The organism is Lentzea sp. NPDC059081 (assembly GCF_042738015.1).
GTDB lineage: Bacteria > Actinomycetota > Actinomycetes > Mycobacteriales > Pseudonocardiaceae > Lentzea.
The window spans coordinates 230,878-252,191 of sequence record NZ_JBHYGW010000005.1; the positions used below are offsets into that span (position 1 = coordinate 230,878).

16 protein-coding genes are annotated in these 21,314 nt (G+C 72.3%); 9 read left to right on the top strand and 7 right to left on the bottom strand.

Going from position 1 to position 21,314, the window contains the following annotated elements:
• Positions 1 to 5 precede the first annotated feature (5 nt).
• A complete protein-coding gene (locus ACFWV3_RS14235; protein WP_382411547.1) occupies positions 6 to 614 on the bottom strand; it encodes a hypothetical protein in 609 nt (202 codons plus the stop codon).
• A gap of 118 nt (positions 615 to 732) precedes the next feature.
• Here ACFWV3_RS14235 and ACFWV3_RS14240 point away from each other — a divergent pair, with 118 nt between their 5' ends.
• Positions 733 to 2,190, top strand: coding sequence for a hypothetical protein (locus ACFWV3_RS14240; protein WP_382411548.1), 1,458 nt, complete (start codon positions 733 to 735; stop codon positions 2,188 to 2,190).
• Here ACFWV3_RS14240 and ACFWV3_RS14245 read toward each other — a convergent pair.
• The 3 genes from ACFWV3_RS14245 to ACFWV3_RS14255 form a co-directional block, all read right to left on the bottom strand.
• Positions 2,180 to 2,941, bottom strand: a complete 762-nt coding sequence (locus tag ACFWV3_RS14245; RefSeq protein WP_382411549.1) for an endonuclease/exonuclease/phosphatase family protein — start codon at positions 2,939 to 2,941, stop codon at positions 2,180 to 2,182. The two genes, ACFWV3_RS14240 and ACFWV3_RS14245, sit on opposite strands and share 11 nt — an antisense overlap.
• Before the next feature lie 53 nt (positions 2,942 to 2,994).
• Complete coding sequence (gene fusA / locus ACFWV3_RS14250; RefSeq protein ID WP_382411550.1) at positions 2,995 to 4,980, bottom strand: elongation factor G; 1,986 nt, start codon at positions 4,978 to 4,980, stop codon at positions 2,995 to 2,997.
• Between the two features lie 243 nt (positions 4,981 to 5,223).
• Entirely contained in the window at positions 5,224 to 5,820 is a 597-nt protein-coding gene (locus ACFWV3_RS14255) for a hypothetical protein (protein ID WP_382411551.1), read from the bottom strand.
• Positions 5,821 to 5,870: 50 nt separating this feature from the next.
• Here ACFWV3_RS14255 and ACFWV3_RS14260 point away from each other — a divergent pair, with 50 nt between their 5' ends.
• The 4 genes from ACFWV3_RS14260 (at position 5,871) to ACFWV3_RS14275 (ending at position 10,367) form a co-directional block, all read left to right on the top strand.
• The gene (locus ACFWV3_RS14260) at positions 5,871 to 6,458 is read left to right on the top strand and encodes an SGNH/GDSL hydrolase family protein (protein ID WP_382411552.1); all 588 of its coding nucleotides are present in this window, start codon (positions 5,871 to 5,873) and stop codon (positions 6,456 to 6,458) included.
• A gap of 217 nt (positions 6,459 to 6,675) precedes the next feature.
• Positions 6,676 to 7,827, top strand: coding sequence for a xylose isomerase (gene xylA / locus ACFWV3_RS14265; protein WP_382411553.1), 1,152 nt, complete (start codon positions 6,676 to 6,678; stop codon positions 7,825 to 7,827).
• A 1-nt stretch (position 7,828) separates the two neighbouring features.
• The gene (xylB, locus tag ACFWV3_RS14270; protein ID WP_382411554.1) at positions 7,829 to 9,205 is read left to right on the top strand and encodes a xylulokinase; all 1,377 of its coding nucleotides are present in this window, start codon (positions 7,829 to 7,831) and stop codon (positions 9,203 to 9,205) included.
• Positions 9,206 to 9,227: 22 nt separating this feature from the next.
• Complete coding sequence (locus ACFWV3_RS14275) at positions 9,228 to 10,367, top strand: ROK family protein (protein WP_382411555.1); 1,140 nt, start codon at positions 9,228 to 9,230, stop codon at positions 10,365 to 10,367.
• Here the strand turns inward: ACFWV3_RS14275 and ACFWV3_RS14280 are convergent.
• On the bottom strand, positions 10,324 to 10,632 hold the full coding sequence (locus ACFWV3_RS14280; RefSeq protein ID WP_382411556.1) for a DUF6223 family protein: 309 nt from the start codon (positions 10,630 to 10,632) through the stop codon (positions 10,324 to 10,326). The genes ACFWV3_RS14275 and ACFWV3_RS14280 overlap by 44 nt on opposite strands.
• A gap of 132 nt (positions 10,633 to 10,764) precedes the next feature.
• On the opposite strand from ACFWV3_RS14280, the gene ACFWV3_RS14285 reads away from it, so the two are divergent.
• Together ACFWV3_RS14285 and ACFWV3_RS14290 are read left to right on the top strand one after the other, a co-directional pair.
• Positions 10,765 to 11,847 (top strand): sensor histidine kinase, encoded by a 1,083-nt coding sequence (locus ACFWV3_RS14285; protein ID WP_382411557.1) that lies wholly within the window; start codon positions 10,765 to 10,767, stop codon positions 11,845 to 11,847.
• Complete coding sequence (locus tag ACFWV3_RS14290) at positions 11,844 to 12,509, top strand: response regulator (protein ID WP_382411558.1); 666 nt, start codon at positions 11,844 to 11,846, stop codon at positions 12,507 to 12,509. Before ACFWV3_RS14285 ends, ACFWV3_RS14290 begins: the two co-directional genes overlap by 4 nt.
• Here ACFWV3_RS14290 and ACFWV3_RS14295 read toward each other — a convergent pair.
• Positions 12,464 to 16,570 carry a BTAD domain-containing putative transcriptional regulator gene (locus ACFWV3_RS14295; RefSeq protein WP_382411559.1) on the bottom strand — a complete coding sequence of 1,369 codons (4,107 nt, stop codon included), beginning with the start codon at positions 16,568 to 16,570 and terminating at the stop codon, positions 12,464 to 12,466. The two genes, ACFWV3_RS14290 and ACFWV3_RS14295, sit on opposite strands and share 46 nt — an antisense overlap.
• 93 nt (positions 16,571 to 16,663) lie before the next feature.
• Between ACFWV3_RS14295 and ACFWV3_RS14300 the strand changes: the two genes are divergently transcribed.
• The gene (locus ACFWV3_RS14300) at positions 16,664 to 17,188 is read left to right on the top strand and encodes a response regulator transcription factor (RefSeq protein WP_382411560.1); all 525 of its coding nucleotides are present in this window, start codon (positions 16,664 to 16,666) and stop codon (positions 17,186 to 17,188) included.
• A 10-nt stretch (positions 17,189 to 17,198) separates the two neighbouring features.
• Entirely contained in the window at positions 17,199 to 18,119 is a 921-nt protein-coding gene (locus tag ACFWV3_RS14305) for a peptidoglycan-binding protein (protein ID WP_382411561.1), read from the top strand.
• Positions 18,120 to 19,313: 1,194 nt separating this feature from the next.
• On the opposite strand, the gene ligA is transcribed toward ACFWV3_RS14305, so the two are convergent.
• Complete coding sequence (gene ligA / locus ACFWV3_RS14310) at positions 19,314 to 21,308, bottom strand: NAD-dependent DNA ligase LigA (RefSeq protein WP_382411562.1); 1,995 nt, start codon at positions 21,306 to 21,308, stop codon at positions 19,314 to 19,316.
• Positions 21,309 to 21,314: the final 6 nt, after the last annotated feature.

The following is a 21,314-nucleotide window of genomic DNA, read 5'->3' on the forward strand; positions in this document are numbered from 1 at the left end:
GGGTTTCAGTAAACGCAGGGTGGCCGGTAACCGTCGATCTTCAGACCGCGGAACTCCAGGTCGTTGGGCGTCTTCCCGACGAACACCAGGCCACGGGCGTCGTCGAGCGCCTCCGCGAACGGGTAGTTCGGCGCGCCGAGCTCCGGCAGAGTTGTCCAGTTGTCAGCCCGGAAGCTGAAGAACCGGGTGACGAGCCTGCCGTGCGTGGACGGGATCTTCGTGAGCCACTTAGCGCCCCCGCTCCAGTCCGAGGCGGGCCGCAGCTGGACGTAGAGGTCGTCGCTCGCGCGGTAGGTCATCAGGAACCCGTGCGAGCGGGACAGGTCCGCCTGGGCCTCGAACTGGTTGCCCAGCCACAGGACCATGACGTGCCAGTCGTTCGCGAGGAACCTGATCTTCGCGGCGTAGTCGTGCCGTCCGCGCGGGACGAGGATGCTGCCGGTCGCGGGCTCGGTGGCACCCTCACCGCTGGCGAGCCACTGCTGCAACCGGTCGATGGACGGGGTGGCGCACTCGCGGCCGGGCGAGGCGGTCGCCGCGGCCGCCGGGCCGAGCGTGGACAGGAGCGCGCACGCGATCACCGCGACGCGGCCGAGCGTCGAATTCAAGCGCATCTGGCGTACCGTAGCGGAGATTGGTATGGACCATTTCCGTTGACAGATGACAGCGGTCCCCGCCACTGCCCTGGACAGCGGATTGCCGGAACGCGCGGCGGCGGTCACCGTGTGCGTCATGCGCCCTGCCAGATGCATCGCATTCATCGGTGTCGTAACGGTTTTCGCCCTCCAACTGAGCGCACCGGCCAGTGCGTCGGCCGGCTGCTCCCCCACCGTCGACGACAGGTCGTTCGCCTCCGCCGCCGACCTCCGCGCCCTCAGCGCCACCGTCGCCGCGTTCGGCGTGCGGTCGACCGGCAGCCTCAACCACGACCTGCTGCTCTCCTGGCTGGAACACCGCGTGGACCGCCTGCCCGGCGTGACCGTGCGGTCCGAGCCCTTCACGATCGAACGCTGGCAGCCCGGCCCCGGCTTCCTGCTGTCCGGCGGCGTCGTCCCCGTCGCGGGCGCGATCCCGTACTCCGCGCCCGGAGTGGCCGCCGGCGAGCTCGTGCACCTGCCGGCGGGCACGCCGATCACCGCCGCGAACGCCGCCGGCAAGGTCGTCCTGCGCGACTTCCCCGCCCTCGACCGCGGCTACCTCGCCGAACCGCTGCTGAACCAGGACATGGTCGACGCGGGACTCGCGGGCGCCGCCGGGGTCGTCATCGCCTTCCCGTTCCCGCACGAGCAGGTGAAGGGCTACTGGGATCCGCACCTCGGCACGCACTACCGGGTGCCCGGCGTGTTCGTCGGCTCGGACGCGGCGCTGGGCCTGAAACCCGGTACGCACACGACGATCGGCGTCCTGGCCGGTCGTGCCCCCGCCGTCACGCGGTCGCTGATCGCCACGCTGCCCGGCGTGAGCAGCGAGAAGATCGTGCTCGACACGAACACCGACGGCGTGGGCTGGGTGCAGGAGAACGGGACCGTCGGCATGCTCGCCCTCGCCGAGCACTTCGCCCGGCTGCCGCTGCAGTGCCGGCCGCGCACGATCGAGTTCGTCTTCGCGACCGGCCACCTGCACCGCCCGGCGGAGGGCAGCGAGTTCCGCGCCCGCGCGCTCGACGCCGAGTACGACTCGGGCTCCATCGCGTTCGCGTTCGCCCTCGAACACCTCGGCACGCGGGAGTACCTGCCCGCCGGAGGTTCTTTGCTGCCAACGGGTCTGGCCGAGCTGTCCGGCTGGTTCGCGGGCAGTCCCGCGCTCCAGCAGGCCGCGTTCACCGCGATCGTCCTGCGAGGGGTGGACCGCACGTTCGTGTTGCCGGGCAGCGACACACCGGTACCGGGCCGGGTACCGCCGCAGTGCTCGTTCGGCGGGCTGGGCACGCACTTCCACTCGCACCTGGTCCCGACGATGGCGATGATCTCCGGGCCGTGGACGCTGTGGGCACCGTCGTTCGGCGCCGCCGCGGTCGACCACGAGCGCATGCGGCGCCAGGTGCTGGCCGCGGGCGACGCCATCACGGCGCTGGCACCGCTGCCGCGCGACCAGATCGCCGGTCCGTACCTGGACATGCGGCGGGCGCGGGCGGCCGGCGCCCCCACCTGTTCGCACGAGCTGCCGCCCGAGTGGGCGCCTACAGGCTGAGGAGCGCCTGGATCGGCAGGTGGTCGGACGGGAACTGGCCGTCGCGGTGGTAGGTGTTGATCGCGGCGGCCTCGACGGTCGCGCCGCGCGTCAGGATCCAGTCGATGCGCGGCCCGTCCGGGACGAGCGGGCCGAACCCGTGGAACGTCCCGTAGGCCGGTGTGGTCCGCGGACCGGTGACCCACGTGTCGCTCAGCTTGGACGTCAGCACCTCGTAGGCGGGCGAGCCGGGCACGTCGTTGAAGTCGCCGGTCAGCACGACCGGCAGGGTGAAGGTGCTCAGCCGGTCGCGCACGAGCTCGGCGCTGCGCAGCCGGGCGTTCGCCGACTCGTGGTCGAAGTGCGTGTTGACGGCGACGAACTGCTTGCCGGTCACCTTGTCGAGGAACCGGACCCAGGTGACCATCCGGACGACGGTGTTGCCCCACGACCGCGAGCCGACGACGTTCGGCGTGTCGGAGAGCCAGTGGTGGTCGAACTCGAGCGGCTCCACCCGGAGCGTGTCGAAGAAGATCGCCATGAACTCGTCGTGGCTGCCGCCGTGCCGGCCCTGCCCGACCCACTGGTAGTGGTCGGGCAGGTCGTGGTCGACGTCCTTGATCTGCTGGTAGAGGCCTTCCTGGGTGCCGAGCACCGCGGGCCGTTCGCCCAGCAGGAGCTGCGCCACCGCCGGACGCCGGGACGCCCACGAGTTCGGCTCGACGTCCGAGGCGTACCGCAGGTTGAACGACATGACGTTCAAGGTCGACATTCGATCGAGCATGGCACAGGGGTCGTTCCCGCCGGCGGAACGACCCCTGTGTTCTACGCCGCCGCGTAGCCGGTCGGGCGGCTCGTGAACGTGCCACGGCCCTGCGTCCGGCTGCGCAACCTCGTCACGTACCCGAACATCTCGGCCAGCGGCACGCTCGCCGTCACCACCGTCGTGCCCGCCCTCGCCTCGGAGCCGACGATCCGGCCCCGGCGCGAGGCCAGGTCACCCAGCACGCCGCCGACGTACTCCTCCGGCACCGTCACCGTGACCTCGGCGATCGGTTCGAGCAGCGTCGTGGCGCCCGCCTTCAGCGCCTCGCGCAGCCCGAGCCGGCCCGCCGTGCGGAAGGCCATCTCCGACGAGTCCTTGACGTGCGTGGACCCGTCGGTGAGCGTCACCCGCAGCCCGGTCACCGGGTGGCCGAGCGGTCCCTCGGCGAGCGCGTCCCGACAGCCCTGCTCGACCGCGCGGACGAACTCCTGCGGCACCCGCCCGCCGGTGACGGCCGAGCGGAACTCGAAGCCGTCGTCCAGCGGTTCGGTGTCGAGGACGACGTGCGCGAACTGTCCCTGACCTCCGTCCTGCTTGACGTGCCGGTACACGAAGCCCGTGACACCGGTTCGGAGCGTCTCGCGGTACGCGACCTTCGGCCGTCCCATCGCGATCTCGACGCGGTGGTCGGTGCTCGCCTTCCGCACCGCGACCTCCAGGTGCAGCTCGCCGAGTCCGGACAACACGGTCTGGCCGGTCTCGGGGTCCGTCCTGACCTGCAGGGACGGGTCCTCGTCGACCAGGTGCCGCAGGGCGTCGTTCAGCCTGGCGTTCTCCGCCGCGGTCCGCGCCTCGACGGCGACGGACACGACGGGGTCGGCCGACACCGGCGGTTCGAGCAGCAACGGCGCGCGGGGGTCGCACAGCGTCGCGCCCGTGCGGGCCGACTTCAGCCCGACGACCGCCACGATGTCCCCCGCGACCGCCTGGTCGACCGGCGTGTGCCGGTCGGCCTGGACCCGCAGGATCCGCCCGATGCGCTCGGTGCGTCCGCCCACCAGGACGGTGTCTCCCTTGTGGACGGTGCCCGAGTAGACGCGGACGTAGGTGAGCCTGCCGGTGGCGGTGGCGTTCACCTTGAACACCAGCGCCGAGAACGGCTCGTCCGGGCCGGGTCGCCGTTCCTCGCCGTCGACCCCGCGCACCGCCGGAACGTCCACGGGGGACGGCAGGTACGCGATCACCGCGTCCAGCAACGGTTCCACGCCGCGGTTCCGGTACGCCGAGCCCGCGAGCACCACGGTTCCCAGCCCCTTCCTCGTCAGCTCCCGCAACGCGTTCCTCAGCGTCCGCTCGGACAACCCGGTCTCGAAGTACTCCTCCAGCACCTCCGGGTGCAGCTCGGCCACCGTCTCCTCCAGCAGCCGCCGACGCCGTCGTGCCTCCGGCGCCAGCGTTTCCGGGATCTCTTCTTCGTTCAGCTCATCGGTCCAGGTCAACGCCCGCATGCCGACGAGGTCGACCACGCCCGTGAAGCCGGCCTCGGCCCCGATCGGCAGCTGGACGACGAGCGGCACGGTGCCCAGCCGCGTGCGGAGGGACTCGACGGCCCGGTCGAAGTCCGCGCCGGCCCGGTCGAGCTTGTTGACGAACGCGATCCGCGGCACGCCGTGCCGGTCGGCCTGCCGCCACACGGACTCGCTCTGCGGCTCGACCCCGGCGACGCCGTCGAACACCGCGACGGCCCCGTCGAGCACGCGCAGCGACCGTTCGACCTCGTCGGAGAAGTCGACGTGGCCCGGCGTGTCGATGAGGTTGATCCGGTGCCCGTCCCACGTGCAGCTGACGGCCGCGGCGAAGATCGTGATGCCGCGGTCGCGCTCCTGCGGGTCGAAGTCCGTGACGGTGGTGCCGTCGTGGACCTCGCCGCGCTTGTGGGTGGCGCCGGTGGCGAACAGGACGCGTTCGGTGAGGGTGGTCTTGCCGGCGTCGACGTGGGCGAGGATGCCCAGGTTGCGGACGGCGTCCAACGTGGTGGTGCGCATGGCTCAGTGCCTTTTCGGTGTGAAAGGACTACAGGTCAGCGCGATGAGCCGACGACCCGATCGGGTTCGTCAGACACTCCGGTGCCCGGCGCGCAGCAGGCAGCCGGGGTGCGGGGACACGAGGATCACGTCGAAACGGGACGGGAGGACGGCAGCGGTGCGCATGGCCGGTCTCCTCTCGTCGTTCGCCCGATGATGTCGATCGTGGAGTGTAGACACGGGACCACTCGCACGGCAGCGGATTTATCGGCTCAGCAGAGCCTGGATCTTCTCCGCGGTTGTTCCAACAACGGGCCACAGCTCGTTGTTCCGCGTGCCGATGAGCGCCCGCAGCTCGCGGACCGCGTCCACCTCGCGCTGGTCGCGGAACACGTCCCCGAGCTCGAACGACAGCCGCGGGCTCATGATGTCCCGGACGGCCCACTGCTGCAGGACGTGCCCCGGCCGCACCGCCCCGAGCCGGTGGTAGAAGTCGATCCGCTCCCACGGCCGACGCACCCCCGCCTGCACGGCCGCGTCCCGGGCCCACCACCCGGCGACCTTCTCCGCCTCCTCGCGCGACTCCCACTGCCGGGGCACGCTCCCCTGCCACTTCTTGGTGAGCTGGCGGCGCACGGCCGGATCGCGGACCTCGCGCACCCCGAACTCCGCGAGGTGCACGCGCGGAACGAGCAGCTGCGACAACGGCCCCGGGCTGCGGCGATGCCGGCCGGCCACCAGGACGTCCTGCCCTCCGTCACCCCACTTCGGCGGCAGCACCCACACCAGCGTGCCGGGCGCGACTTCCTCGGCCCCCGTGTCGGTGACGGTCGCGACCACGCACCAGCCCCGTGCCTCCATCGTCACAGTCTGCCGAGGAACACCGGTTCGACGCGCGCCGTTTTAGGGGCATGCGCTTGTGTTTGCTCGGCGACTCCATCGCCGCCGGGGTCGGCAGCACACGCCGCGAGGACACCCTCGGCCCCCTGCTCGCCGACCACCTCCGCACCGCCGGACACGAGGTCACACTCCGGGTCCACGCCGTCCCCGGCGCCCGCTCGTCCGACCTGCGCGCCCAGGTGCGCGCGGCGGTCGCGGGCGGCGTCGACATCGCAGTGGTGGTGATCGGCGCCAACGACCTGACCAGGTTCATCCCGGCCGACGTCGGCGCGCAGCAGCTCCACGACGCCGTCACGGACCTGCGTGCCGCGGGTGCGTCGGTTGTCGTCGCCACCGCACCGGACCTGAGCGTCGTCGCCCACGTACCTCCCGCGCTGCGTGACGTCGTGTCGGCCGTGAGCCGCCAGTACGCCCAGGCCCAGCAGCAGGCCGTGATCCGCGCCGGCGGCGTGGTCGCCCACGTCGAACGCGCCGTCACGCCCCGGTTCGCCGCCGACCCGTCGCTCTTCGCGGCCGACCGGTTCCACCCGTCCGCGGCGGGGTACCGCGAGATCGCGGCCGCGCTCGTGCCGGCCGTGGAGGCCGCGGCCGCGCGCTGACCCGCGCGCCCATCCCCTCTCTCCACGCCCGCACACCCCGGCCCACCGGGTCGCGGGTCGCCGCCCAGCCCTCGGCCCGCGCACCTCACCCGGCCCAGCCCGCCGCCCCACCACCCGCCGGGGCCACCGCCACGCAACACCCCCGAAACATTGCGATCAACGCCCCCACGTCGTACTGTCCCGACTAAGTTCAAGCATTGAACGAATGAGGTGGATCATGGCAACGCCCACTCCGGCGGACAAGTTCTCCTTCGGTCTGTGGACCGTGGGCTGGCAGGGGCGCGACCCCTTCGGCGAGGCCACGCGGTCCGAGCTCGACGTGGTCGAGGCCGTCACCCGGCTCGCCGAGCTGGGCGCGTACGGGCTGACGTTCCACGACGACGACCTGTTCGGCTTCGCGGCGGCGAACCGCGGCAAGCAGATCGAGCGGCTGAAGACGGCGCTGGCCGACACCGGGATGGTCATCCCGATGGTCACGACCAACCTGTTCAGCCACCCGGTCTTCAAGGACGGCGGCTTCACCAGCAACGACCGCTCGGTGCGCCGGTTCGCGCTGCGGAAGGTGCTGCGCAACATCGAGCTGGCCGCCGAGCTCGGCGCCGAGACGTTCGTGCTCTGGGGCGGCCGCGAGGGCTCCGAGTACGACGTGGCCAAGGACGTGCGGGCCGCGCTCGACCGGTACCGCGAGTCGATGAACCTGCTCACGCAGTTCGTCACGGACCGCGGGTACGACATCAAGTTCGCGCTCGAGCCCAAGCCCAACGAGCCGCGGGGTGACATCCTGCTGCCCACGGTCGGCCACGCGATCGCGTTCATCTCCGAGCTCGACCAGCCCGAGCTGGTGGGCCTGAACCCGGAGGTCGGCCACGAGCAGATGGCCGGGCTGAACTTCGTGCACGGCATCGCGCAGGCGCTCTGGCACGGCAAGCTCTTCCACATCGACCTCAACGGTCAGCGCAGCATCAAGTACGACCAGGACCTCGTCTTCGGCCATGGTGACCTGATGAACGCGTTCGCGCTCGTCGACCTGCTGGAGAACGCCGGCTACGAGGGCCCGCGGCACTTCGACTACAAGCCGTCGCGCACCGAGGACTACACCGGCGTGTGGGACTCGGCCAAGGCGAACATGGCCACGTACCTGCTGCTCAAGGAGCGCGCGGCCGCGTTCAGGGCCGACCAGGAGGTGCAGGAGCAGCTGCGCCTCGCCGGCGTCGACGAGCTGGGCAAGCCGACGCTGAACGAGGGCGAGTCGTACGACGACCTGCTGAGCAACGACGACGGCTTCGACCCGGAGAAGGCGGCCGAGCGGGGCTTCGGCTTCGTGCGCCTCAACCAGCTCGCGCTCGAGCACCTGGCCGGAGCGCGCTGACATGACGCTCGTCGCGGGCGTCGACTCCTCGACGCAGTCGTGCAAGGTCGTCGTCCGCGATGCGGACACCGGCGAGCTCGTCCGGGAGGGTCGTGCCTCCCACCCGGACGGCACCGAGGTGCACCCGTCGCACTGGTGGCAGGCGCTGCAGACCGCCCTGGCGGACGCGGGCGGGCTCGACGGCGTCGAGGCGCTGAGCGTCGCGGGCCAGCAGCACGGCATGGTGTGCCTCGACGAGAACGGCGAGGTCGTGCGGGACGCGCTGCTGTGGAACGACACCCGTTCCGCGGCGGCGGCCGCCGACCTGACCGAGGAGCTCGGCGCGGCCGAGTGGGCGGCGCGGATGGGTGTCGTGCCCGTCGCGTCGTTCACGATCACCAAGCTGCGCTGGCTCGCCCGGAACGAACCGGGCAACGCCGCGCGCACCGCCGCCGTCTGCCTGCCGCACGACTGGCTGACGTGGCGGCTGCGCGGCACCGGTGACCTGGCCGACCTGGTCACCGACCGCTCGGACGCGTCGGGCACCGGCTACTTCGACTCGGTGGCCAACGCCTACGTGCCGGACCTGGTGAAGCTGGGGCTGGGCCGCTCCGACGTGGTGCTCCCGCGCGTCCTCGGCCCGTCCGAGTTCGTCGACGGCCCGGTGCGGCTGGGCGCGGGTGCCGGGGACAACGCCGCCGCCATGCTCGGCGTCGGTGGTGGCGTGGTCGTCTCGCTGGGCACGTCCGGCGTGGTGACCGCGACGGCGGACGTCCGGGCGGACGACCCGTCGGGCATCGTGGCGGGCTTCGCCGACGCGACGGGTCGCTACCTGCCGCTGGCGTGCACGCTGAACGCCGCCCGCGTGCTGGACGCCACCGCCCGCATGCTGGGCGTGGACCTGGCCAGGCTGAGCGAGCTGGCCCTGTCCGCCCCCGCCGGTGCCGAGGGCGTGGTGATGGTGCCGTACCTGGAGGGTGAACGGACCCCGAACCTGCCCGACGCGACCGGTGCGCTGCACGGCCTGACCCTGACCAACGCCACGCCCGCGAACATCGCGCGTGCGGCCGTCGAGGGCATGCTGTGCGGTCAGGCCGTGGGTCTGGACGCGCTGACCGACCAGGGTGCGGACGTGAGCGCCGTGCGGCTCGTGGGCGGTGCGGCGGTCTCCCCTGCGGTGCGCGAGATCGCGCCGACGGTGTTCGGTGTGCCCGTGACGGTGCCCGCGCCCGGCGAGTACGTGGCCGATGGTGCGGCGCGTCAGGCGGCGTGGGCGCTCAAGGGCGATGCCGCGCCACCGGAGTGGAACGGCGCGGAGAGCAAGCGGTACGAGGCGGACGCGGTGCCGGAGATCCGCGCCCGGTACGCGGAGGCGGCCCAGAAGTACCTGAACCGATGACCGCCCGGCGATACTGGGCGCGATGACCACCGTCGACCACCTGCGCCAGGTCCGCCTCGGCAACCTGCGGACGGTCCTGCTCGCGCTGGTGGACCGGCCCGGCTCCCGAGCGGACCTGGCGGCGCGGACCGGCCTGACGAAGGCCACGCTGTCCAACCTCACCGAACCGCTGCTCGCGGCCGGCGTCCTCGTCGAGGACCCGGCCACGGGCGCCGGCATGGGCAGGCCGTCCAAGCCGTTGCGGTTCCACCCGGACGGTCCCGTCGCGGTCGGCGCGGAGATCAACGTCAGCCACCTCGCCGTCGAGACCCTGGGCCTCGACGGCGAGACGCTGCGCCGCCACCTGGTGCCGGCGGACATCCGCAAGGCACCGGCGGACGAGGTGCTGGACCGGGTCGCCGAGCTCATCCGCGAGCACACCGGCGGCAAGAAGCTCCTCGGCGCGGGACTGGCCGTGCCCGGCGTCGTGCACGACGGCGTGGTGGTCAGGGCGCCGAACCTGCCGAAGCTCGTCGGCGTCCCCCTCGCCGAGGGTCTCGGCGCGCGCCTCGGCACCGAGGTCGAGCTGGACAACGAGGCCAACCTCGCGGCCCTCGCCCACCTCTGGCCGAAGCACCTGGCGGGCGAGGACTTCGTGCACGTGTCGGCCGACGTCGGCATCGGCGCCGGGGTAGTGCTGCACGGCGAGGTCTACCGCGGTGCCAGCGGGTTCGCCGGCGAGCTGGGGCACGTCGTGATCGAACGAGACGGCGTGCGGTGCACGTGCGGCAGCAAGGGCTGCGTGGAGCGGTACGCCGGCCTGGACGTCATCCTGCGCGAGGCGGGACGGCGCAGGCTCGACTCCCTGCAGAAGGCCCTCGCCGCGGGCGACCCCAGGGCGGTGCGGGCGACGCACCAGGCCGGGCAGGCGCTCGGGGTCGGGCTCGCCACGCTGATGAACCTCTTCGACGTGCCCACGGTCGTGCTCGGCGGCAGCTACGCCGTGCTGCACGACCACCTGAGCGCGGCCATCCAGTCCGAAATGGACACCAGGGTGCTCGCGGGCGGCGAGCGGCACACCCGGCTCGTCGCCTCGCCGCTGGGCGAGTTCGCGGTGGTGCGGGGCGCGGCCGGGCTGGTCACGCGGCGCGCCGTGCTGCAGCCCGAGCGCCTCGTCGGATAGCGGCACAGGCCACCACCAGCGCGGCCACGCCGACCACCAGCGACAGGTAGCCGCCCACGATGCCGTACCCGGTGCCGGGACCGCCCTTGGCCATCAGCACGACGACGGCGCCGAGCACCACCCCGATCACCCCGGAGACCAGCGCGACCACACCGCGCTGTCCCCGTCGCAACGCCCGCACTCCCAGGACCAGGCCGAGCACGCCGAACGCGACGCCGACCAGTGACCACGCACGACCCGCTGTCAGTTCATAGGCAAGTGTCATGCCGAGAAGCGTGGCCACCGGAAGCACGGACGTCGTCGTGCGAGCGCAGACAACGACTACCACGGGCGCAGTAGTCCAAAAGTGGTCCCTGCGCAGGATCTACCAGCGCGAACAGCGGTTTACAGTGCTCCCATGAACGCGCGCCGGCTGGACTGGGCGATCGCCGCCGGGGTGGCGGTGAGCCTCGTCGTGGCCGGTCACGGTGCCACGCCGGTGGGCTACGTCCTGCTGGCCGCGAGCGGGCTCGTGCTCGCGAAACGCCGGGCTGCGCCCATCGCGACACTGGTGGCCACCGGCCTGTTCTCCCTGGCGTACCAGGCGACCGGGGCCGACGTGCCCGTAGTCGCGTTCCTGTTCGCGGTCTACTCGACGATGAAGGCGGGCCACCGGGTCGTCACGCTCGCCGGATCCGTCCTGATGCTGGCGACCCTGCCGGTGGCGGCGATCCTCTCCCCGCGCGACCTCACGACGTACGAGGCGTTCGCGCAGACCCGGGACGTCCTGCAGATCGCCTGGCTGATCGCCGCCGCGGCCGCCGGGGAGGCGCTGCGCCAGGCCGAGCAGCGCGCCGACGAAGCCGAACGCACCAAGGAGGAGGCGGCACTGCGCCGGGCCGGCGAGGAGCGCCTGCACATCGCGCGCGAGCTGCACGACTCGCTCACCCACCAGATCTCCGTGATCAAGCTGCAGGCCGAGGTCGCGGTCCACCTGGCGCACAAGCGCGGTGAGGACGTCCCGGAGGCGCTGCTCGCGATCCGCGACGCCGGCCGCGAGGCCTCGAAGGAGCTGCGGGCGACGCTGGAAGCGTTGCGGGACGACGACAAGACCCCGCCGCACGGCATCGACGACGTCGAGCAGCTCGTCCAGCGGGCCAGGGCCACGGGACTCGACGCGCGGCTGACCGTCGAGGGCCGCAACGACGACGTCCCCGCGGCCGTCGGCCGCACCGCGTACCGGATCGTGCAGGAGTCGCTGACCAACATCGCCCGCCACGCCTCCGCCGCGACCGCCCAGGTCCGCATCGACTACCGGCCCGACGCCCTGCTGATCCGCGTAGACGACGACGGCACGGCCCCGCCCAAGACCACGGCGCCGGGCGTCGGGCTCCTCGGCATGCGCGAACGCGTCACGGCGCTCGGCGGCAGCCTGCAGGCAGCACCCCGCAGCGAGGGCGGGTTCAGCGTGCGGGCCGAGCTTCCGGTGGCGCAGCCGTGATCCGCGTCCTGCTGGTCGACGACCAGCCGTTGATCCGCAGCGGGTTCCGCGCCCTGCTCGACGCGGAGGACGACATCGAGGTCGTGGCCGAGGCGACGAACGGCGACGAGGCGCTCGCGCTGGCCCGCACCCATCTCCCGGACATCGCGTTGATGGACGTCCAGATGCCGTTGGTCGACGGGATCGAGGCCACCACGCGCATCGCCGCCGACCCCGCGCTCGCGGGCGTCCACGTCGTGATCCTCACCAACTACGGCCTCGACGAGTACGTCTTCCACGCCCTCAAGGCGGGTGCCGCGGGGTTCCTCGTCAAGGACGTGCTGCCGGAGGACTTCCTGCACGCCGTGCGGGTGGCGGCCCGCGGCGACGCCCTGCTCGCCCCGTCGATCACGCGGAAGCTGATCGACCGGTACGTGAGCGGGCCGCGGCAGCGCGACGTCGACCTCGCGCACCTCACCCACCGCGAGTGCGAGGCCGTCGTCCTAGTCGCCCGCGGCCTGTCGAACGACGAGATCGCCGCGCGCATGGTGATCAGCCCGCTGACGGCGAAGACCCACGTCAACCGCGCGATGACCAAGCTGCACGCCCGCGACCGCGCCCAGCTCGTGGTGATCGCCTACGAGTCGGGCCTGGTCGTGCCGCAGGCGTCGGACCGCGGGTAGGTCTCCGCGCAGATCCGCGTCTCGGCGTCCGTTGTGGACAGGGACCAGCGGATGATCCTGGCGTCCCCGGCGCCGGACACCAGCTCGTCCTCACGGGTGAACGCGACGGCCCGCACGGGACCGGCGTGACCCGTCAACGTCGTGCCCGTGCGCGTGGCGAGGTCCCACACGACGACGGCGTGGTCCTCTCCCCCGGACGCCAGCGCGTCGCCGGACGGGCTGAACGCCAGCGCCACCACCGGCGCGGAGTGGCCGGTCAGCGTCATCAGCTCGGCCCCGGTGGCCACGTCCCAGACCTTGACCGTGCGGTCCGCGCCCGCCGTCGCGAACCTGGTGCCGTCCGGGCTGACCGCGACCGTGCGGACGTCGCCCTGGCCGGTGCTGACCCGCCGTGCGAGCCTGTCCGCGGTGACGTCCCACAGCAGCGCGCCGCCAGCGGGGTCGGTGGAGATCAGGAGGCGGCCGTCGGGCGTGAACTCGACGGCGCTCGCGATCTGCGGTCCGCCGGCGAACGGCCGTGGCGCGAGGTCCGGCAGGCTCCAGCGGAACCGGCCGAGCGACGCCGTGACGAGCGCGCGCCCGTCCGGCTGGAACGCGATGTCGGTCGAGGCGCCCAGACCGCTGGAGGTGAACGAGGTCAACCGTTCGTGCCGTGGCACGTCCCAGATCGTGACGACGTGGTCGCGGGTCACCGCGGCGAGCCGGGCACCGTCCTGGCTGAAGGCGACCGACTCCACCCTGCCCGCGTGACCGTCCAAAGTGGCCAGAGCGGCGCCGTCGAGGCTCCACAACCGCACGGTGCCGTCGTCCCCGGCGGACGCCACGACGGTCCCGTGCACGGCGATGTCGGTGACGCCGTCGGCGTGGCCGGTGAACGCGGGCACGGCGTCCTCCCGCACCACGACGGTCCGGCCGGAACCCCCGGAGACCAGCAGCGTGCCGCCGCGGCCCAGTGCCAGCGCCTTCGACTCGGTGCGGTCCCGGTCGCGGTAGGAGGTGATCGGGCGGCCGGTGCGGACGTCCCTGATCGTGATGAGCCCGTCCTCGTCCGCCACCGCCATCCTGCCGCCGGCCTGCGCGGAGGCCTCCCACGCGCCCTGCCCCGGCAGCTCCGACAGCAGCCGCCCGCCGAGGTCCCAGAACCGGACGGCTTCGCCGCGCGTCACGGTGACGACCGCGGCAGCGCCGTCGAAGTGGACCGTGCCGACGCCCGGCGCCGGGATCTCGCCGATCTTCGCGCCGGACCGGGCGTCCCAGATCACCGGGCGGTCCTCGCCGTTCGCGGTCACGAGCGCCGTGCCGTCGTCGTTGAACGCCAACGAGGTCACCTCGTGCTGGTGACCGGCGAACACCCGTTTCGTCTTCGGCGCCACGTCCCACACCTCGACCGCTCCCCCGGCGACGCCGACCGCGACCGACGTCGCGGCGGGGTGGAGGGCGAGTCCGGTGGTGAGGACCTCGAAACGTTGCGCGAAAACGGGTTTCGCGGTCTGCAGGTCCCACACGACGACGTCGCCGGGACCGCCGGCCGCGGACGGTGCGGTGGCGGTGGAGGCGAGGAACCGGTCGTCCGCGCTGAACTCGACCTGCCGCGCGTAGCCGCCCTCGGTGAGCGCGGTGTGGTCGGACAGCACGAGTCTGCGGGCACGGGCGCGCAGGTCCCACACCGTCACGGTGCCGTCGCGGTCGGCCGTGGCGATCACGTCGCCCTGGTGCGAGACGGCCACGTCCAGCACGGGCGACCCGTCGGCGTTGAGCTCGATGCGCCGCCTCGGGGCGGACGCGGCGCTCAGCAGCGCGCCGCGGGTGTCGTCGTCGGCGTGCAGCCGGAAGGCGTTGAGCGCCAACGGCCCTGCCACGTCGGGAGCCGTCTCCACGAGGCCGCGCGCGGACAACGCGAGCTGGTGCGCGCGCTCGACCCGTTGTCCCAGCTGGGCTTCGCGCCACTGCCACCACGCCACGCCGGTACCGCCGCCGGCCAGCAGGAGCAGCACGCCCATGATGCTCGCCAGCCGGCCCAGGAACCGGGTGCGGCGCCGGACGCCCGCCTGCTCCGCCTCGTCGCGCTCGCGGCTCGCGGTGAGGAAGGCGTCCTCGGCCGCGTTCAGCTCGCCGGGGTGGTCCTGGGCCCAGGCGGACGCCAGCACGAGCTGCGCGCCCCGGTAGAGCGCGCCGTCGTCGCGCCCCAGCTCGGTCCACGTGTGCGCGGCCGCGGTGAGCCTGCGGTGCACCAGCAACGTCGAGCGGTCGTCGGAGAGCCAGCGCTGCAGCCGGGGCCAGGCCCGGATCAACGCCTCGTGGGCCAGCTCGGCGGTGTCCTCGTCCAGCACCACCAGCCGGTCGGCGACCAGCCGCGCGAGCACGCCGTCGACCACCCCTGCGGCGGCGATCCCGTCGAGCTCGGCGCGGCGGATCGGCCTGCGGGTGTCCTCGGTGCCGTCGCCGAACGCGGTGAGCCGCACCAGGATCCGGCGCATCGCCTGCCGTCCGGCGTCGTCCAGCTCGTCGTGGGCGCGTTCGGCGGTCTGGGCGATCGCACCGCGGACCCCGCCACCGGACCGGTACGCGGCCAGGGTCAGCTCGGTGCCGGACCGCCGCCACGTCTCGGCCAGCGCGTGCGACAGCAACGGCAGCGCGCCCGGTCCGGCCTCGACGTCGGCCAGGACCGTGGCGAGCAGGTCCGCGGCGACGGACACCCCGCTCAGCGCGGCCGGGCGCAGCACGATGTCGCGCAGGTCCGCGCCGGACGGCGGCCCGACGAGCACCGTGGCCTCGTCGGCGAGCGCCTCGACCAGGCCGGGGTGCCGCGTGACGTGGGCGAGGAAGTCGGCCCGCACGCCGAGCGCGACCCGCGTGCGCCGTCCAGGTCCCCTGGCCGCGTCCAGCAGCACGGCGAGGAACTGTGAGCGTTCACCTTCGTCGTCGCACAAGGTGAACAGCTCCTCGAACTGGTCGACGACGAGCAGCACGCGCACGTCGTCGGGACCGTTCGCCAGCTCGTTGCGGACCTCCACGTCGAACGCCTCGGGGTGCGCGCTCAGATCGGGCCGCTGGTTCGTGAGCGTCGCCAGCGCGTGGCTCAGGGCTTCGAGCGGACGCGCGGTCGGCGTGATGACGACCGGTAGCCAGGTCTCGCCGAGGCCGCCCACCACCCCGGCCCTGAGCAGCGACGACTTGCCGCTGCCGGAGGCGCCGAACACGCCCACGACCGGATAGCGGTCGATCCTGCGCGCGACCAGCTCGACGAGGTGGTCACGGCCGAAGAACCGCGAGTGGTCCTCCGGCTGGTACGCCATCAGTCCCCGGTACGGGCAGTCGGCCTTCGCGGTCTTCGCGGGAACGTCCGCCACTTCGCCGCGCAGCATCGTCTCGTGCAGTCCGCGCAGCTCGGGACCGGGCTCGACGCCGAGGTCGCCGACGAGCCGTTCGCGGGCGGCGCGGAACACCTCCAGCGCCTCCGCCTGGCGGTGCGCGCCGTAGAGCGCGGTCATCAGCTTGGCGTGCAGCGGTTCGCGGTACGGGTGCGCCTGCGCGAGCTCGGTCAGCTCGCCGACCACCTCGGCGTGCCGTCCCAGTGCGAGGTCGGCGGTGACCCGAGCCTCGACCACCCGCAGCCGTGCCTCGTCGAGCCGGGCACCGAACTGGCCGGGCAGGTCCGGGTAGGCCGGTCCGCGCCACAGCCCGAGCGCCTCGGCGAGCAGAGCCGCTGCGGTCGCCGGGTCGCCGTCCGCGAGTGAGCGTTCACCCGCTTCCGCCATCTGGACGAACCGGTCCTCGTCCAACTCGCCCACCTCGACCCGGAGCCGGTAACCACTCGGTTCGCGACTTATCCGCTCGCCCAGGTCGAGCGCGCGCTTGAGCTGGTAGACGTGGAGCCGCACGTTGTCCTGGGCGGAGGCGGGCGGGACCTCCCAGAGGACCTCGATCAACCGCCGCGGCGGGACGGGGGTGTTCGCGTGCCGCAGCAGCATCGCCAGCACGATCCGTTGCTTGGCCGACCGCAACGGCCGCTCGTCGCCACCCGCCACCACGACGAGCGGACCGAGCACGCGGAACTCCACACGCCCTCCCCAGGATCGGCGGAACGGTAGCAACGACCAGGTGTTATACGCAGCCGATACGCGGAATTACGGTCCGTTCCCGACCGTGGGCGCGTGCGCAAAATCCACGTCGTGCTGTCGCTGCACAGCACGTTGCTGACCGACAAGATCCTGATGCGCCTGGCAGCCGTCCCGTGGGCGGTCCCCGGCACCCCTGCCGACGTGTCCGTCGTCGACGAGTCCGAGGCGATCGGCCCGCGGACCGTCGCCGTGCTGTCGTCCCCCGACGCCGTGGAGGGCCTGGTGCGGCTCGGCGTGACCGGCCTCGTGCTCGCCGACGACCCCGTGGAGGACGTCGTGCGGGCGATCCACGACGTGCACCGGTTCGGCGGCTGGGTCTCCCCGCGCCTGGTGCCGGCCCTGCTGCCCGGTCCCCCGCCGGCGACGCTCACGTCGCGCGAGCGGGAGACGTTGCGGCTGCTGGCCGAGGGCTGGGAGAACGCCGAGATCGCCGCGGCCATGTTCATCACGGTGAGCGCGGTCAAGTACCACGTGTCGAACCTGCTGCGGAAGTTCGGCTGCCGCGACCGCACACAACTGGTCTCGCGACTAGGGCGGCCGATGTCGGTCCGTTCCTAGCGTGCACGGCATGAGAATCCTCGCTGCCGCCCTGCTGTCGCTCTTCGTCCTGATAGGACTGGTGAGCCCCGCGCAGGCGGCCCTGCCCTCGTGGCCGAACGTCAAGGAGGGCGCCACCGGTGACACCGTGCGCAGCGCCCAGCACCTGCTGCGGCACCGCGGCTACGACATCAGCGCCGACGGCGAGTTCGGCCCGGCCACCGAAGCCGCGGTGAAGCAGTTCCAGAGCGCCAACGGCCTGTCCTCCGACGGCCAGATCGGCCAGAACACCTGGCCGAAGCTGATCGTCAGCGTCAAGCAGGGCAACAACAGCGAGGCCGTCAAGGCCGCCCAGGTGCAGCTCAACCGCTACGGCTACAACCTGTCGGTCGACGGCGACTTCGGCGGCGGCACCCACAGCGCCGCGGTGGCGTTCCAGAGCTCGAAGGGCCTGTCCGCCGACGGTATCGTGGGCCCGAACACGTGGCAGACCCTCGTCGGCGGCTCGGGTTCCGGCGGCGGAGGCGGCACCTACAGCCTGCCGCTGTCGAAGAGCGCCCTGCCCCGCAGCGAGTACGACGACCCGCACCACGACTACCCGGCCATCGACCTGCCGGTGAACAACGTCCCGGCCTACGCCATGGTCACCGGCACCGCCTACCGCATCAGCGAGCCCAGCGGCTGCGGCAACGGCCTGCGCATCGTGAAGAGCGGCGTCGACTACCTCTACTGCCACCTCTCGAGCTGGTCGGTGTCCAACGGCACCTCCGTGACCGCAAGCCAGCGAGTCGCGACGACCGGCAACACCGGCAACTCGACCGGCCCGCACCTGCACATCGCGATCAAGATCAGCGGCACGTCGTACTGCCCGCAGAACTTCCTGCTGGCCCTCTACGACGGACGCACGCCGCCGGCGCCGTCCTCGTTGCCGCGGACGGGCTGCTTCTACTGAGCCGCAGCGGTTTTCGATCGTGGGCGAGCGGTTCACCTGGTTCCAGGGGTGAACCGCTCTGCGCACCGTGAGCGACCACACAGATCAAGTGCGAAACACTTCGGGCCCGGATCCCGTTGTAAGGGTTGGTTGGTGCGGTCCGTGTCCCCCGGGCCTCACCTCAAAGCCTTCGCGGAAGACCGTCCGGCTAGTACCGCGTCGAGCCACTCGCCGAGAGGCGACCGCCGCGCCGACCTCTCCACATTAGCCCTCAGACCGTCTTTCTCCCCCGACGGATGGTCTGAGGGCGTCCTGGTAACGCCCTCGCGCCGCCATTCCCCCGACGGCCGAGGGCGACCCGCCGAACGCCCCCGGGCTGCCGTCCTCCCCCAGGCAGCGTGGGGGCGTTCGCCCAGCTTCCCCTGGCGGGCAAAGCTTTCCGGCCCACCGGCGGTGACGGACCACACAGATCACCTGGAAACACAACGGATCCCCGCGCCGTTGAACAAGACGGTCGGTGCGGAACGAGTCCCCGGGCCCCACCACAAAGCCTTCGCGGAACACCGTTCGGCTGGTACCGCGTCGAGCACCTCGCCGAGAGGCGACCGCCGCACCGACCCCCACACCACGCCCTCAAGCAGTCCACCCCCAGACAGCTTGAGGGCCTTCCCACACACAGCCAAACCCCTTACACCACAAGACCCACACACCCACCACCGGTGACCGACCACACAGACCACCAGGAAACACAACGGATCCCCACACCGTTGAACAAGACGGTCGGTGCGGAACGAGTCCCCGGGCCCCACCACAACGCCTCCGCGGAACACCGCTCACCCGGAACCGCGCAGAGCCACTCGCCGAGAGGCGACCGCCGCACCGACCCCCACACCACGCCCTCAAGCAGTCCACCCCCAGACAGCTTGAGGGCCTTCCCACACACAGCCAAACCCCTTACACCACAAGACCCACACACCCACCACCGGTGACCGACCACACAGACCACCAGGAAACACAACGGATCCCCACACCGTTGAACAAGACGGTCGGTGCGGAACGAGTCCCCGGGCCCCACCACAACGCCTCCGCGGAACACCGCTCACCCGGAACCGCGCAGAGCCACTCGCCGAGAGGCGACCGCCGCACCGGCCACCAATCCTGCCCCCACGCTGCCGCTCTCCCCCGTGCAGCGCGGGGGCTTCCTGCGTCCGGGGGTCAGGCGACGCCGGCGGCGATCAGCTTCTCCCAGATCTCGGCCTGGTCGACGACCTCGACGCCGAGCTTCTCCGCCTTCGTCAGCTTGCTCGCGCCCACGCCCTCGCCGGTGATCAGCAGGTCGGTGGTGGCCGACACCGAGGAGGCGGCGGTGGCGCCGGCTCGTTCGCACATCTTCTGGAACGTCGGGCGCGTCACCTTCTCGCCCGAGCGGGGGTCGCTGATCGAGCCCGTGATCACGACCGACTTGCCCTCCAGCGGGGCGCCGGCCACGACGACCGGGGGCAGGTCCTCGGAGCGGACCTCCAGGGAGACGCCGCGCTCGCGGAGGCGTTCGATCTCCGGGCGCAGGCGGGCCAGGTGGGCGTTCAGCGACTCCGCGACCTTCTGGCCGATGTCCTCGACGGCCACGAGCTTCTCGACGCCCGCGTCGGCCACCTCCTCCAGGGAGCCGAAGCCCGCGCGGCACAGGCGGGCGGCGGTGCCCTCGGAGGCCATCGGGATCGACAGGCCGATCAACGCGCGGCGCAGGCCCACGGAGCGGCTGCGGTCGATCGACTCGATCATGCGGGTCGCGGAGACCTCGCCGACGCGGTCGAACTCCAGCAGGCGTTCCTTGGTGAGCGTGTAGAAGTCCGACGGGTTCACCAGGTCGCCGGTCTCGGCGAGGCGCTCGATCCACACCTGGCCGATGGCGTCGATGTCGGCGGCGGCGCGGGAGGACCAGTGGATCAGGCGGCGCACGGTCTGCGCGGGGCAGACGGCGTTGGTGCAGAAGAGCTCGCGGCTGTTGCCCTGCTCCGTCAACGGTTGCGCGCACGACGGGCACGACGACGGCGGGACGATCTCGCGTTCGTCGCCCGTGCGCTTCGACTCGTCGAGCACGCCCGCCACGAACGGGATCACGTCGCCCGCCCGGCGCACCAGCACGGTGTCGCCGATCTTGATGCCGCGCGAGCGGATGACCTCCTGGTTGGCCAGGGTGGCGCGGGTGACGGTGGTGCCGCCGACGAACACCGGCTCCAGCCAGGCCACCGGGGCGATCTTGCCGGTCTTGCCCACGTCCCACTTCACGTCGAGCAGGACCGTCGTCTTCTCCTCGGCCGCGAACTTGTAGGCGATCGCGCCGCGCGGGGACGACGACCGGGTGCCCGCGGCGGCGAACGCGTCGCGGTTCGCCAGGCGCAGCACGGCGCCGTCGAGGTCGTAGTCGAGCGAGTTGCGGGCCGACTCGATCCCGCCGATGAGCTCCTGGGCCTCGGCAGCGGTGGTGCAGTGCCTCATCTCGGCCACGCTGAAGCCGAGCTTGCGCAGGCCCGCGTCGAGGTCGGAGTCGGCGCTCTCCGGCTCGGTCGTCAGGTCGAACGCGAAGAACTGCATGCGCCTGCCCTCGACCGCCTTGGGGTCCTTGGCGCGCAACGTGCCCGCGGCGGCGTTGCGCGGGTTGATCAACGGCTTGTCCGGGTGCACCTTGTTGTAGGCGTCGAACGTCGAGCGCAGCATCACGCACTCGCCGCGCACCTCGACCCGGCCGGGCGCCTCCACCTTGTCCGGCACGCCGTCGCACAACGCGCGCGTCAGGAACGTGACGTCGTCGCCCGTCGTGCCGTCGCCCCGCGTCACCGCGCGCGCCAGCCGGCCGTTCTCGTACACCAGCGCGAGCGACAGGCCGTCGAGCTTCGGCATGACCACCACGGGCTGGCCGGGGAACCGGGAGAAGAACGACTCGACCTGCTCCGGCTTGTTCGCCTTCTCCAGCGACAGCATCGGCCGCGAGTGCCGCACGGGCGCGTGCAGCACCGACGGCGCACCCACGTGGTCCAGGGGGTTGTCCTCCGGCGCCAGCTCCGGGTGCTCCGCGACCAGCCCGCGGAACTCGTCCTCGATCGCGTCGTACTCGGCGTCCGCCACCAGCGGCTCGCCCTGGTAGTACGCGTCGCGCAGCTCGACGATCCGCGCGGCGAGCTCCTGAATCCGGTCCCCAGCAGCACTCATGGGGAG